General features: G+C 68.1%; 1 protein-coding gene (only partly in view). It reads left to right on the top strand.

Annotation, left to right across the window (positions count from 1 at the left end):
• Positions 1-15: 15 nt before the first annotated feature.
• Positions 16-14,569: part of a hypothetical protein coding region (locus V6M46_RS08795; RefSeq protein WP_332663846.1), annotated on the top strand (this coding region is incomplete at its 3' end). 18,334 nt of the annotated region lie beyond the right edge of the window; the window shows 14,554 of its 32,888 annotated nt.

Raw genomic sequence — 14,569 nt, 5'->3', positions numbered from 1 at the left:
ATCTGGGGCAACGAGGTGACCGGCCACAGCGCCTACGCCAACAGCGCCGGCGGCGGCGGCTACGTCGGCTTTCAGACGACCGGCGACGAGTACCGCATCAAGTTCACCGCCGCGGAGTCGGGCGTCATCACCAACGCCTGGTTCGTCTGGAACCACGGCACCAACTCGCGCGTCATGCGCATCAATATCCTCGACGACGCCTTCAACGTGCTTTCCGACACGGCGACCTACACCCAGCCCTCCGGCGCGAACGGCCGGATCGGCTGGCACAAAGCGAGCTTCAGCGCGAGCGTCAGCACGCCGGCGGCGGCGGGCTCGGTCCACTATCTCCGCTTCATGAACTGCAACAACAGCAACGCGAGCTGCATGGGCAACGGCGCCAACGATTTGGTGAGCTACCTTCCGTTTCAGAACACCTATCCCGACGGCACCACGGACGCCAGCCTCGCGACGATCTTCGTGCGCGGCGGGTCGGCCGTCGTCGACCTCAACGCGACTCCGATCTTCCTGGTCAAGTACGACAACGGCAAGTTCCAGGGCATCCCTTACGCGCGCTTCTTCGGCCGTCCCGGCTCCAACTATCCCAACGTGAGCATGAAATCGATCGGGGAGGGGCGCGGCTCGGGCAGCGACCAATGGTCGAGGACGGATTTCTCGAACGGTTACCGCCCCGCGATCAAGATCACGCCCGCGGCGGACCTTAAGGTCACCAGGTTCGAGGTGGCGGCGATGCAGAACTCCGGCGTGACGCCCGGAGGCGGCGACATACTCTCCTTCCACGTCCAAAACCTGAGCGACGGTGGAGTGCTGATCGGCACGACCAGCATCGGCGGCGCCGGAACCTTTCCTACGGGGAGCGTCACCACGCCCGCTTTGGGTTGGGGCGGCGTCAGCTTTCCCGGCGTGGTCCTCAAGGCCGGCCAAACTTACCGCGTGGGTATTTTCAACCCGGGCCCGAGCGACGCCTATTGGCCGATCGTCTATGAGGGCATGCACTCCGACACCGGCGACAATGTCCTGGTCACGGGCGGCGAGTTCGGCAACGAGAACTCCGCCGATCCGTTCTATCCGCAGCGGGGCGCCAAGGGCGCCAGCGAAGCGGTCTACGAGTTCTACAACAACGGCTCCGGCGCATATGAGACCAAGAACTGGGCCGACATCCCGTTCCGGTTCACGCTCGACGAGACTCCCCCCACGGCGAGCATCACCGTGCCGGCCAACAACTCCCTGCGCTCGGCGCTCGCCACGATCTCGGGGACGGCGGCGGATAATTATTATCTCGCGGGCGGCTCGATCTCGATCAAGAACGTCAACACCAACAAGTACTGGGACGGGTTCGGCTACAACTCGACGAGCGTCATCTGGTTCTGGGTGCCCATCGTCTCGCCGAGCGCGGGCGCCACCGTCGGCTGGAGCTACGCCTTCTCGAACTGGACCCACGATACGCAGTACCGGATTTACTTCAAGGCCCAGGACCGCGTCGAAAACATCCAGGGCCCGGACATCGCGGGCTGCGACAATATCGCCCCCTCGTGCACGACCTTCGTCTTCGACAACTCGAACTCCGATATCGACTCCGCGCGCACCTTGCCCAACCCGAGCGACGCCGCGCGCATCGACGGCTTGGGACGGCTGTGGTACAACACCTTGCCGACCCTCTCCGGCACGGCCGACGACAACCTGGGCTCCAGCCGCGGCCGGCTCGACTTCGTCGATTTCATGATCCGGCGCCTGTCCAACGCCTGCTACTTCGACGGCTCGGGCTGGGTGGCCGTCGAACCCGCCTGGCCCACGGCCGATCCGGTCCCGGTCAACCTCGACAGCGTCGCCTGGAGCAAGGCCGTGGGCGACGCTATATGGGGAAGCGGAAATCCCACTTGTCCCACTCCCCCGGTGATCAGCGGCTCTTCCTTCAGCGTGACCAGCCGCGCGACCGACCAGGCCGCGCCGACGGCCAATACGCAGGCGCTGATCAACGCCACCACCTTCTATTGGGACGTGCTCGTGCCCACCGTCTCGGTTTCCCTGCCGCTCGACGGCTCGCGCCTGGGAGCCAGCGCGGAATTCGCCGGAGGCTATTACGACGGCCACAGCGGCATCAGCAAGGTCGAGTACCTCCTGTGGAACAAGACCAACAACTCCTTCTGGACCGGGGGCATCTGGGTGGGCGCGGAGCCCGGGGATTGGCCGGACGCGGCGGTCTGGCCCTCCTCCTGGTCGGTGGCGAGCCCCGACTTCTCCAGCTACAACAACAACGATTTCCTGCTCGTGGTCCGGGCCAAGGACTTCGCCGGCAACGTCCAAACCGATTTCGCGGTGGGGACGGCCTCGAACAGCTTCCGGGTCGACCTTAGCCCGCCCGACGCGAGGATCACGGTTCCCACCCAGGCCTACCGCAACAGCCTGGTCGCGATCTCCGGCACGGCCGTCGACAACGCGGTGGCCGTGGCACAGGTTCACGTGCAGATCTCGAGCGACGCGGTCGATGACGCGGATTTCACCAACGACTGCCCGGGCGACCCCTCCTGCCGCTGGTGGAACGGCTCGGACTGGGTGAGCGCCGAGACCTGGCTGTCGGCGACCAACGTCAGCGGCAACAACTGGGAATACGCGGTGCCGGGGGGAATCGGCTTCGTCAACGGACGCAAGTACGTCGTCAAGATGCGCGGCCAGGACGCCATCGGCAACCTGGGCAATCTCGCGCCCTCCGCGGACCGGAACAAGGAGTTCATCTGGGATACGATCGCGCCGAACACGAGCCTCAACCGGCGCAACGGCGGGGGCGCGGGGACCTTGGTCGACGGCGTCGCCTACAACTCTCTGACAAGCCTGGGGGGCGACGCTTCGGACACCAGCCCGGGTCTGGTGCAGGCCGTGGACATGTATATCAAGGCGGGCGGGGCCGTCGGCGAAGGCAGCGGCATCTATTGGGACGGCTCGATTTTCACGGCCGCCGGCGCCCCGATTTGGTTTCCGGCCTCGTATGCCGCGCCGAATTTCTCCTCCGCCACGCCGTCCGTCCCGTGGGCCAACGGCCAGAAATACTGGGCCCGATCCCGCGCGCGCGACTTCGCGGCCAACGACGAGGGCGCGGGCGTCGGGGGGGCGATCGTCGGCTTCAGCTTCGACGTCGAGCGGCCCGTTTCCGTGATCACCAACGTGGTCGACGGCAGCTTCATCGGCTCGCTGACGACCCTTTCCGGAACGGCCTCCGACCTCGGAACGGGCCCCAACCCGGGCCGGACCGATTTCGTCTACCTGCACCTTTACCGGCAGGTGGCCAACCTGACCTATAATTGGGGGACCGCCGGCTGGGACGCGACCACGGGCGACAAGGACCCCGGCATCGCCGATCCCGCGGGGTCCGGGTTCTGGACCCCGGTATCCTATACGCCATACACCGTGGGCGCGGCCAGCGGAACCTGGACGGTGGCCATGCCTTCCATCGCCGGCCTCTCCGGCGAGCAGTTCCGCCTGGTCGTCCGCGCCAAGGATTGGGCGACGTTCGTCGAGGTGGCACCCTCGACGGTTACCTTCACCCTCGATGAGTACCAGGCCGGCCCGCCGGAGCGGCCGGGCGCGACCATCACGAGCCTGGCCGACGGCCTGCACACCCGCTCGACCTTCACATTCGCCACGGGCGACGCTTTGGACAACACGGGCGGCCGCATCGACTCCGTGAGCGTCCTGCTCAGGCGCTTCAACAACACCGGCACGACGAGCTACTGGAACGGGCTGAGCTGGGCGGCCGCCGAGCCCGCTCCATGGCCCGCCGCGGTCGCGACGGACGGCGCCTTCGACAGCGTCAGCGAGCCGTTCCGATTCTCCATGCCGCCGGCCGCCGAGTGGGTCGACAATACGCGCTATGATCTGCGGGCAAAGGCGCGCGATCCGGCCGGCAACGAGACCGCCATCGAGCTCTCCACCCGGACCTTTACCTACGATACCTTCACCCCCACGGGGACGATCACCTTCCCCGCCGCCGGGGGCTTCATCTCCCAGTCCGCCTTCGTCTCGGGCACCGCGGCCGACACGGGGGCCGGCATCGTCGATCCCATGCAGGTGCGCGTCAAGCGCGACTCGGACTTGAAATACCTGGACCTCTCGGCCGGGATCAACGGCGACTGGGTGACCTCGGTGACCGGTGAGGTCTGGAACCCGGCGTCGCTCGTGGGCACGGGGCCGTCGTGGACCTGGTCCCTGTCGAGCGCGGCCTGGACGACCTCGGTAAATTACGAGGCCAACGCCCGCGCCAACGACAAGGCTCTCAACCGCCAGACGGTCTACTCCACCGTCACGTTCAGCGCCGACTTCCAGGCGCCGGCCTCGGTCATCGGCCTGCCGACGCACGGCTCCAACGTCTCGAGCCTGTCGCAGGTGACCGGGACGGCCGCCGACAACGGGCCCGCGGGAATCCTCGACGTCTTCGTGGCCTATTATCGGAGCTCGGGAACCAAGGGCTGGTGGAACAAGACGACGAACGCCTTCACCTTGCCCGACGCCGCCGTCCCGCCGGATTCGCCCTCGGCGGCCTCGAATTACTGGGTCAAGGCCTCGACGGACAACGCCGGCCCCGTCAACTGGGCCGCCACGGGCGCCTCGACGCCGACCTTGGTCTCCGGCAACGTTTACGAGGTGCTCGCGGCGGCCGCCGACCGCGCCCAAAACATCCAGGCCCGTCCCTCGGTCGCCGCGGCGGGCACCAGCAGGATTTCCTTCACCTTCACCGCTCCTCAGCCTGCCAGCGTGATCCTCAAGCCCAGCGCCGTGACGCCGCATATCCAGGCCGTGTTGGCGACCTTGTCGGGCACGGCCAACGCCCAAGCCGTCGGCGTCTCCGTGCGGCTCAAGAACATCAACGATCCCGCTAACCATCTCGCCTGGAACGGCGTGAGCTTCATCTCGACGAACACCTTCAACGGCTTCATCCCCGCGAACTATCTCGCTCCGGATTGGGATTTCTCCATCCCACAGTCGTCCTGGACCAGCCTCAACCGTTATCAGCTCGAGAGCCGGGCCGAGGGCGTGCCGACGGAGACCCCGCCCCAGGGTCCGCGCGATTTCTATATCGACAACGGGCTTCCGTCGGCCGTCGTCACCATCCCCGAGGCCGCGTTCATGCGCTCCTTGCCCGAGCTGCAGGGCACCGCGGCCGACGACGCCGACGCGCTCCCGGGCTCGGGGCGGACGCATTATTTCCGCGTGCGCCGCATCGAGGCCGGCACCCCCGAGTTCTGGAACAACGTCTCGACCTATACCGCTTCGGCCGCCGACTGCCTGACCACCGTGGACGCGACCTGCCTCGTCCCTAACGTGGGGGCGCTTCCCGCCAACACCTACGGCTACGCCCACGCCAAGTTCGCCGACGGAACCGCTTTCGAGAACGGCCGCGCCTACACCTCTTTTCTCATCGCCAAAGACGCGGCCGGCAACTCGATCTCGGCCACGCGCGCCTTCACGTGGGACCTGACGCCGCCCGTGGCCGGGCTCACGCGCCCGACCGCGTCCTCGCCGGTGCGCTCCCTGTCCACGCTCTCGGGCACGGCGTCCGACAACTTCGGGATGCACCACACGAGCGTCTCCGTTCAGTCCCTGCGCAGCGGGCAGTGCTACGATCCCGGCAGCGGCTTCTTCACCGTCGCCTGCCCGTTCTGGATCGCGACCTCCTCCGACCCGAGCGCGAACTGGACCGTCACCGACGCCTCCCTCAACACCGCCTTGGGGACCTTCACGACGTGGTATACCGTCTTGTCCAAAGGCATCGACGTCGCGCGCAACGAGCAGTCCGTCTTCACGGGCGGAGTTTCCTCCCGCACCTTCATCTTCGATAACGTCCCGCCGACATCCGCCGTCGGATTCCCGCTGCACCTGGGCAACTACCGAAGCTCTCAGGTCGGGGGCGTCGGCAATCCGTTCAGCGGACCGTCGTCCGTGGACCCGAACGCGCCTTGGAACTCGGGGATACGCCGGACCGACATCCGAATCTCGTACGTCAGCGGCGATACCTGGTTCTGGCAGGGCACGCAGTTCTCTTCCGGCACCGGCGTGAGCAACCTCGGCTGGTTCCCGACCACGGACAATACTTGGCAGTCGATCGCGAACGTCGCCTGGCTTGCCGCGGACACCTCCTACCGCCTCGAGGTCCGGGCCGAGGACGCCTCCTTCCTCGCCGACGGCACGGTCTCGGGCAACCTGGGCGTGCCCGCGACCGTGGGCGGCGACATCGTGGACTTCGTCGTCGACGACACCGCGCCCACGGTCCTGCTCCAACAGCCGAGCGCCGCGGCGGCGAGCGCCCTGACCATGATCTCGGGCACGGCGATCGGCGACCTCGCGGGCCTGTCCAAGGTGGAGCTGCGCCTGCAGCGCGTGGCCGGCGGGCCGGTCGAGGACTGGACCGGCTCGACCTGGACCGCGCTCAACACCCATTATTCGACGGCGACTTTGGGCGGCGTCACGGGAACGGTCACCTGGACCTACGACGACCTGGACGGGGCGCTCGTCAATGACCAGGAGTACCGCATTTACCTGCGCGTCACCGACCGCGCCGGCAACGTGCGCGCCGCCCCCGGCGGCGGCGACCTGACCTTCCGCTACGACAACCTGGCGCCGCTGGCGTCGATCTCCTTCCCGGCCTCGCCGCCCGCCTTGCCGTCCCACTCGAACAACGCCGAGTCCACCCGGATCAGCACCTACACCTGGGGCACCGTCTCCGACCCGGGCACGACGCCCTCCGGGATCGCCCAGGTCTGGGTGGCGATCTCCTCGGGCGCCGCCCAGGACGTGTGGTGGAGCGAGACGACGCGCTCCTTCTCGGTGAGCCTGTCGACGATCCACTGGTCCACGCAGGTCTATAAAGGCGGGACGAGCTGGCAGTACGTCGCCCCCGAGCTCGCCGGCCAGCTCGCCGACGGCGTCAACTATACGGTGTTCGTGCACGCGCGCGACGTCGCGGGCAACGTCGTCAACTTCTCGGCGGGCCTGCTGCCCTCGGCGTCGGCCCCGGGGCAGACCCAGCCGTTCAAGTACGACCTGAGCCGCCCGACCTCGACCGTCTCGGTCCCGGTCAATGGCTCCGCCATTAATTCCTTGACAGCATTCTCCGGCAGCGGCGTGGAGACAGGAGCCAACCCCTCCGGCGTCCTGCGCAACTACCTGGCCGTGCGCCACACCGACGGCGGCGCCGCGCCGACGGGCTGGTGGAACTGGGGCACCGGCGCCTTCGACCCGGGCATCTCGGATCCTCCGCCCCCGCCTCCCAGCGCGGCCTGGACCCAGGTGTCGAGCACCCCGGTCCAGGGCCTGGCGACCTTGGCCTGGTCCACCGGCGTGCCGGCCGGCATGCTCGAGTCGAGCGCCACCTATCGCGCCGTCTCCGCCGCGATCGATCAGGCGACGAACCTCCAGCAGGGCGCCACGCCCGTCGGGTCCGGCTCGGCTTTCCGCTACGACGCGCAGGTGCCGACCGCGACGATCACGGCTCCCGCGTACGGTGCCTACCTTAACGCGGCGACCCTGGGCTCGCTTTTGGGCACGGCCAACGACGAGACGACCGGCGCCGCGGGCCTTCAGTCGGTGCAGATCCTCCTCAAGCTCCAGAGCGTTCAGGCCTACTGGAACGGCGTCACGAACGGCAACTTCGGCGACGACTACGACACGACCCCGGGCACCAAGTACAATCAGTGGCGCACGGTGACGGGAACGACCAACTGGAGCCAGGTCTTCCCGCCGATGGCCCCGGCCGAGTCTCGGGCCCTGCGCGTCTGGGTCCGCGCGCTCGACCGCGCCGGCAACGTGAGTGCCACGCCCTCGAACGTCCAGCTCGACGCCGATTTGAACGCCGACGGCACGCCCGCGCGCCTGTTCACCTACGACAACACGCCGCCGGCCACCGAAGTGACCGCGCCGGCGGCGCTCGTCAATTTCGCGCCGGCGACGATCACGGGCACGGCCGAGGACGCCTTCGCGGCTCAGAACCCGAGCGGCGTCGTCGACGTCAAGCTGCGCGTGCGCCGCAGCACGGGGGAATACTGGGACCTGTTCAGCAGCACCTGGAACGCGAGCGCGAGCTTCTCGAACACCAGTCTCACGGGCCTCAACCCCTGGACCTTCTCCAACTTCACCGGCGCCTTCACCAACGGGTACCGCTACGAGGTCAACTCGCAGGGCTTCGACGCGGCGGGAAACGCCGAGACGGCGATCTCAACTTATAGCTTCATCGTCGACCGCAGCACGCCGCTGAGCGCCGTGGTCTGGCCCAACGCCGGCGCCTTCGTCAGCTCCGCGGCGGTGACGATCCGCGGCACGGCCGAGGACCGCTTCGTCGTGCACCAGCCCGCCTTGTTCAACCCCTCGCGCCAGTACGAGTCCGGCCTGGCGGGTAACGGTGTTACTGTCGCCTTAGCCGAGGTCGTCGTCTCGACGAACTGGTGGGACGGCTCGAACTTCGCCTCCGCGAGCCCGGTCTGGCTGCCCGCCGCCTTCGACGGCGCGTCGAGCGGCACGTGGACTTTCCCGCTGCCGGCCGGCAAGCTGACCTCGACGAAGGTGTACCGGGCGGTGGTGCGCGCCCAGGACCAGGCCGGCAACCTCGACATCGTCACGTCGACGAACACCTTCATCTACGACGCGGCGCCCCCGGTGTCCCTGGCCACGGCTCCCGTGGGCTTCAACAGCGGCATCAGCGCGATCTACGGGACGGCGCGCGACGACGGCCCGGGCCAGCTGGCCGGCGTGCGCCTGAGCATATTCGCGGTCAGCGGCCCCAACATCGGCAGCTACTGGAACGGCGTCGCCTGGCAGGGGACGCCGGTGGAGCTCTCTTCGGGCGTGATCGGCGCCCTCATCTCCGGCGAGACCTACGGCTGGACCTACGACGCGACGACGACGGGCTTCGCCAACTCCTCGAGCTTCACCGTCACCGCGCGCGCGGTGGACCAGGCGGGCAACGTCGAGGCGGCCCACGGGAGCGCCGACATCGAGTTCTTCCTTCAGGCGCCGGAGCCGAGCCTGGTCCTGACCCAGCCCATCGCCCCGGACCTCAAGCATTACAGCCCCGTCACGGCGGGGGGGGTCAACAACATCATCGGCACGGGCCAGAACCTGCGCGCGACCGCGGGCGTGCGCGTGGCGTTCCAGCGCCTGACCACGCCGACGAGCTACTGGCATGAGGGGACGGCCTCCTGGACCAACGACGTGGCGACCTATTCCCCGGTCAACGTCACCGCCGGCAGCCCTCAGACCTGGGTCCTGCCGCTGTCCTCGCCGTACACGGTCGACAACGCCTCCTACAGCCTGACCGTCACCCCGGTCAACGCCGCGGGCCTGCTCGGCGTGCCGTTCACCCGCACCTTCATCTTCGACAAGACGGCTCCGCTGTCCGCCTTCACCAGCCCCGCCATCGCCGCTTGCGCGGGCTCCAACGCCTGCCTGAACTCCCTGCCGACGATCGCCGGCACCTCGGCTGACTCGACCAACACCAACCCGCCCTCGGTCACCGCCGCCAACGTGAAGGTGCGCCTGAAGAACTCCGTGACGGGTGAATACTGGAACGGAACGGCCTTCGCCCCCGGCGTGTCCGAAATGTCGATCGAAGCCGCGAACTTCTCCGGGAGCGGCCCCTATTCCTGGAGCACGACCACGATCGCCGGCGCCAAGCTCCTGGACGGCGAGGACTACACCCTTTTCGCGCATACCTCGGACAAGGGCGGAAACGACACGACCGTCGAGGCCCAGATGGCGGCCTTCACCTTCGTCTACGACACCTCTCCTCCCGTCGGCCTCCTGAGCCAGCCGTCCTCGGGACAGGTGTACCTCAACCTCACCACGATCTCGGGCACCTCGTTCGACCCGGGCGGCTCCAACGCCAACAACAAGTTCTCCGACGTGGAGCGCGTCGAGCTGCAGATCCGCGAGCCGCACAACGACATCTGCTGGAACAACGTGGGCTCGGTGTTCAACGTCTCCTGTCCGAGCTTCTTCACGGCGACCGGCGTGAACCCGTGGAGCTATTCGAACGGCGCGCTGACCGGCCTGCTCTCCTCGGGCAAGGCGTATACGATCACCGCGCGCGCGGTGGACTTCGCCGGCAACGTCCAGACCTTGTTCACGGCGCCTCTGTCGAGCCGAACGCTTAATGTCGACAAAATCGCGCCGGCCGCCGCCTTCACCAAGCCCCTGCAGGGCGTCTCCTACCGCTCAAGCCAGCTCAACGGCGGCTCGGCGCTGACCGGCACGTCCGCCGACGCCGAGGCGGCCCTGTACCCGGACAACGACGCCGTCAAGTCCGTCGAGAACCTGATCTGGTACGTGCTCGGCCCGACGAGCTATTACTATACGGGCGCCGTCAATTTCAACGGCACCAAGTTCTCCTCGACGACCGTCGAGCTGACGGCCTGCGCGACCCCCGGCTGCTGGCAGCCGGTCACCACCGGCACGGCGACCTGGTCGACCTTGTTCACCGGCGCGGACTGGACGCCTCCGGGCGACATGGTGTTCCACGCGCAGACGCGCGCCCGCGACCGCGCCCGCGACTCGGCCGGCGCCGTCGTCGGCAACCTGGCGACGGCTTTCGTGCAGAACGTGAGCCTCGTCGACTTCACCGTGGACGACACGGCGCCCGTGTCGGTCGTCACGGACCCGCCCGGCACCGGCTTCATCCAGAACCTGAACTCGATCGGCGGCACCTCGAACTCGGATCTGTCTTTGGCCAACACCTACTACCTGCGCGTCTGGTACGTGGTGGGGGGCAGCAGCGTCTATTGGAACGGCAACGCCTGGAACACCGGCCTACCCGATATCCCGACCCAGCTGCCGGTCCAGGTCACGGGCTCGACGGGGGTCGTGGCCTGGACCTTCCCCGGCGCGCTGTTCGGCTACCAGGCTCCGACGATCACGCAGGCCGACGGCACCGCGTACGGCATCGCGATCCACGCCCTCGACAACGCGGGAAACCTCGAGGTCCCGACGACCTCGCAGTTCGTCCTCGACCGGGTGGGCCCGAACGTCGTCGTCTCGACGCCGATGGCCGCCTTCCCGAACTACGGCACGGCGCGGCCGCTCGTCACCTTGCGCGGCACGTCCAACGACTCGCCCGCCGGCGTGTTCCGGGTCGACCTCGAGATCAAGGACGTCTCCGACACGCCCAACCTCTACTGGGACGGCGGCGCCTGGGTGTCGGTCTCGAGCTTCGTGCCCGCGACCTCGACGAACCCGTGGACCTACGCCGCACCCCCGTGGATCGAGAACAAGTCGTATCAGCTTCGCGCCAAGGCCGTCGACGTGGCGGGCAACGACTCCGGCTTCGGCCTGCCGGTGAGCTTCAAGTACGACGTCAACAAGCCCTCGACGACGATCGCCGTCCCGGGGCAGGCGTTCTATCCGTTGTCGTGGCAGGGAACGCCCCTGTCCGGCACGGCGCTCGACTGGGTGAACTTCCCCGCGAATGAATCCAAGAGCGGCCTGACGAAGGTCGAGATCTCGATCCGCAACGAGGCCAACGAGTCCTGGCAGGGCGGCGCCTTCAACCCGGCGCCGGCCTTCCGGACCGTGTCCACGACCACCGCCGACCCGGCCTCCTGGACCTACCCGCCGTCGAACCCGGCGGGGGACACCTTGCCCGGCTGGAGCGACGGCGAGCAGTACACCGTCGACCTGCGCGCGACGGACAAGTCAGGCAACGTCGAGGCCCAAGTCACCAAAACCTTCAGGTTCGACGCGTTCGCGCCGACGACCACGATCGTGACGCCGGTCGACCAATCCTACGCGACCGGCTTCGTGCTGTCCTCGGGCACGTACTCCGAGACGACCTCGGCGGCCGGGCTTCAAATCCTGCTCGCCGTGCGCGACCGGCTGGGCGCGTTCTGGGACGGGGCCGGCTTCGTCTCCTACAACCCCGCCGCGAGCTGGCGGCCCGCGGCGATCCACGTCTCCTCCTGGACCTACACGGACCCGGCCCTGGCCGCCGCTTTCGCCCTCGAAGTGGTGCCGCGCACCTTCGAGTTCTTCGCGCGCGGCATCGACGGCGCGGGCAACGACAACCGCGGCTCGGCGGAGCCGTTGACGGGCACGGGCAAGTCCCTGCACGTGGACTTCTTCGCCCCGGTCTCGGGCTTCACCTTCCCAGGCAACAATACCGCCCTGACCGGAGGCGTGGCCCCTATCCTCGGCACCGCCGACGACCAGGTGTCCAACAGCCCCAAGGGCGCGGGGGTCCTGGAAGTGAAGCTGAAGGCGGCGCAGATCGACTCGGTCGGCACCCGCCGCTATTGGAACGGCGGGCCGGGATGGCAGCTTGCGGACCCGGGCTTCATCCTGCCGACGACCCTCGGCGGGGCCCCTCAGACGGTGCGGACGTTCCAGAGCCAGTCCGCCTCGATCGACGAGCAGAACTTCGAGGACGGCTACCGCTACGAGATGATCGCCCGCGCGAAAGACCTGCTCGGCTTCACGGAGACGGCGTACTCCACGACGACCTTCGTCTTGGACCGCTCGACGCCCTCGGCGGCGTTCCTCAACCCGCTGAACGCGAGCTACATCAGCACGACGACCTTGGTGCTGTCCTCGGGAACCTTCAACGAGCCCTTGACGGGCGGCCTCGTCGCCTCGGGCATCAACATCGTGCGGGTGCAGATCGAGGACGTCTCCGACCTGGCGAGCCCCGCGCACGCCATCCCGGGCGGCCTGCGCTTCTGGGACGGCCTGGCCTGGCAGGCGGGGGCGATCAGCACGACGGCGGTCGTCAACGCCAGCTCCTGGACCTTGACCGCGGTTCCAACGGACTGGGTGCGCGGCGACGCCTCGCCCAACGGCCGCCTGTACGCGGTGCGCGTGCTCGCGGCCGACCTGGCGGGCAACACGGGCGTCTTCCCGAACTACGTCACGGGGCGCGCGACGATCACCTTCGACGGCACGCCGCCGACGTCGGGCATCACGACCCCGCCCGACGGCCTCGACACCACGTCCTTGGCCTCGATCACCGGCACCGCCGTGGACTTCAAAGTCAACGAGTCCTCCTCGGACGTGCGCTCGGTCTACGTCAGCATACTCAGCGACCCCGGCAATACTCAGCCCGGTTCCTTCCCCGGGTGGTACTGGAACGCGCAAAGCAACAGCTGGACCCCGGGCTCGGCGGTCTGGAACCCGACGACCTGGACACCGGGCGTCGAGTGGCAGTTCGCCTCCGCCGCGATCAATCCGAACCTGGCCGTGGGCGCGTTCTACATCATCAACTCGAGCGCCACCGACCGGGCGGGCAACGCCTCGCCGCTGCCGGCCCCGGGCGAGCCGGCCTACAGCCGGGTGCGCTTCCTGCCGCCGCCCTCGGTCACGGCGATCTCGGCCCCCTCGAGCCTGCAGTACTACAACAACCTGCCCTCGCTGGCGGGCACGGCCAACGCCGTGACCTCCACCGTCGAGCTTCAGCTCAAGCGCCTCGACACCGGGGAGTGCTGGGGCGGAGGCGCGGGCTTTAACTGGGTGCCCTGCCTCGTCGACGACGGCACGAACACCCGCTCCGTCACGCCGAGCGCCGGCAACTGGACCTACCCGCCCGGCGGCGAGACGCTGCCCGACTGGTCGCTCGTCAACAACACGACGTTTACGTTGAGGGCGACGGGCATCAACTTCGCGGCGGTGCGCGAGACGCCCTCCCAACTCACGCAGTTCAACATCGACCGGTCCTCGCCCGTGTCCTCGATCAGCTTCCCGACGGCCGGCGCGTTCCTGGCCGTCCCGCCGACCTTGACGGGCGCCACGCTCGATCCCTTCGGCGCGAATGGGGTAGGAATCAAGACGGTCAAGATCGAGCTCAAGCGCACGGACAACAACTTCTATTGGAACCACCTGACCAGCACCTGGACCGTGGCCGTGGCCCAGAGCACCGCGGCCTACTCCTCGGGCACCAACTCCTGGGCGTTCACCTCGCTCGTCTCGACCTTGACCTGGCAGGACGGCCTGAGCTACACCTTGATCGTCTTCGCCGAGGACAAGGCGTTGGGGGCGGCGACCGGCAACACCGAGGCCCCGGGCGCGCCCATCAACTTCGCCTATGACTCGACCAAGCCCGGCGTCGCGGTCATGACGCCCTCCGGCGCGCCGCAGCGCCAGAGGCTGACCGCCCCGTTCGCGGTGATGGCGGGCACGGCGTCGGCCACCGCGCCCAACACGGTCAGCAAGGTGCAGCTGCGCGTCCTCAACGACAGCAACGTGTACGCCAACCCCGCCTCGCCCGCGCTTCCCTTCAACGAGATCGACGGCGACGTGGCCTGGTTCGACGCGACCTTTGCGGTGGATTGGACGAACTGGTCGGTGTCGAGCAACGTGCCTTTCCTCAACGGCAGCACCTACACCATCGTCGCCCGCTCGCAGAACCAGGCCGGCACCTGGTCGGTGCCGTATTCGAGCCGCACCATCGTCTACGACATACTCGCGCCGGAGTCCGGCGTCTCGGTCCCGGCCAACGGCTCGGTGATCAAGACCCTGCCCGCGATCACCGGCACGGCCGCCGATTTCCCCGCGGGCAACCCCGGCACGGTCGCCAAGATGTTCGCCCGCCTGCAGCGGCTCAGCG

Origin of the sequence: Aeromicrobium sp. (assembly GCF_036676885.1) — a bacterium.
GTDB lineage: Bacteria > Actinomycetota > Actinomycetes > Propionibacteriales > Nocardioidaceae > Aeromicrobium.
The sequence above is the reverse complement of the archived record's forward strand: the minus strand, read 5'-3'. Positions and strand labels throughout refer to the sequence as shown.